We start from the raw sequence: 1,181 nt of genomic DNA, 5'->3' as shown, positions 1-1,181 counted from the left end.
GCCAGCTCCTCCGGGGTCGGCTCGCGGCCGATCTCGTGCAGCATCTGGCGCGAGGTGCGGACGATCTTGTTGATCGTCTCGATCATGTGCACCGGGATGCGGATCGTGCGGGCCTGGTCGGCGATCGACCGGGTGATCGCCTGCCGGATCCACCAAGTGGCGTAGGTCGAGAACTTGTAGCCGCGGCGGTACTCGAACTTGTCGACCGCCTTCATGAGGCCGATGTTGCCCTCCTGGATCAGGTCCAGGAATTGCAGGCCGCGGCTCGCGTACTTCTTGGCGATGGAGATCACGAGGCGCAGGTTGGCCTCGATCATTTCCTTCTTCGCCTGACGGGCCTCGCGCTCGCCCTTCTGCACCATCATGACGATGCGGCGGAACTCCTGGATCTCCAGGCCGGTCTCGCTCGCCAGATTGTGGATGTTCTCGCGCAGGTCGTGGATGCCGTCCTTCGCCCTGGCGACGAAGTCCTTCCAGCCCTTGCCGCCGAGCTTGGAGACGCGCAGCACCCATTTCGGGTCGAGTTCCCAGCCCTGGTAGTGCTTGAGGAACTCCTCGCGGGCGACGCCGTGGCTCTCGGCCAGGCGCATCAGGCGGCCCTCATGGGAGATGAGGCGCTTGTTGATGTCGTAGAGCTGCTCGACCAGCGCCTCGATGCGGTTGTTGTTCAGCGACAGCGACTTCACCGACGCGACGATGTCTGCCTTGAGCTCCTTGTACTTGCGCTCCTGGGCCGGCGTCAGCTGCTTGTTCTGCATGCGCTGTTCCACATGCTCGACCTGCAGGCGGCGCAGCTTCTTGTAGTTGTCGGCGATGGAATCGAACGTCTCGAGAACGCGCGGCTTCAGCTCGGCCTCCATGGCCGAGAGCGACACGTTGTTTTCCATGTCGTCGTCGTCGAGATCGCCCTCGGGCGGGGTCATACCCTCTTCGCCCTCGGCAGTCTCCTCTTCGGCCTCACCTTCGCCCAGGGCGTCGACCTTGGGCGCGCCCTTGCCGTCGGGGCCCGCATAGGTGGCCTCGAGGTCGATGATGTCGCGCAGGAGCACCCGGCCCTCGACGAGTTCGTCGCGCCAGATGATGATGGCCTGGAAGGTCAGCGGGCTTTCGCAGAGCCCGGCGATCATGGCCTCGCGGCCGGCCTCGATGCGCTTGGCGATCGCGATTTCGCCCTCGCGGGA

At 64.9% G+C, this 1,181-nt stretch carries 1 protein-coding gene; it reads right to left on the bottom strand.

The window, feature by feature from the left end:
• The coding region (locus tag FS320_RS43745; protein ID WP_152718697.1) for a sigma-70 family RNA polymerase sigma factor at positions 1-1,181 on the bottom strand (1,181 nt) is incomplete at both ends.

Origin of the sequence: Microvirga tunisiensis (genome assembly GCF_009296175.1) — a bacterium.
Classification (GTDB): domain Bacteria; phylum Pseudomonadota; class Alphaproteobacteria; order Rhizobiales; family Beijerinckiaceae; genus Microvirga; species Microvirga tunisiensis.
Note: the sequence above shows the minus strand (reverse complement) of the source record. Positions and strands in the feature narration are given on the sequence as shown.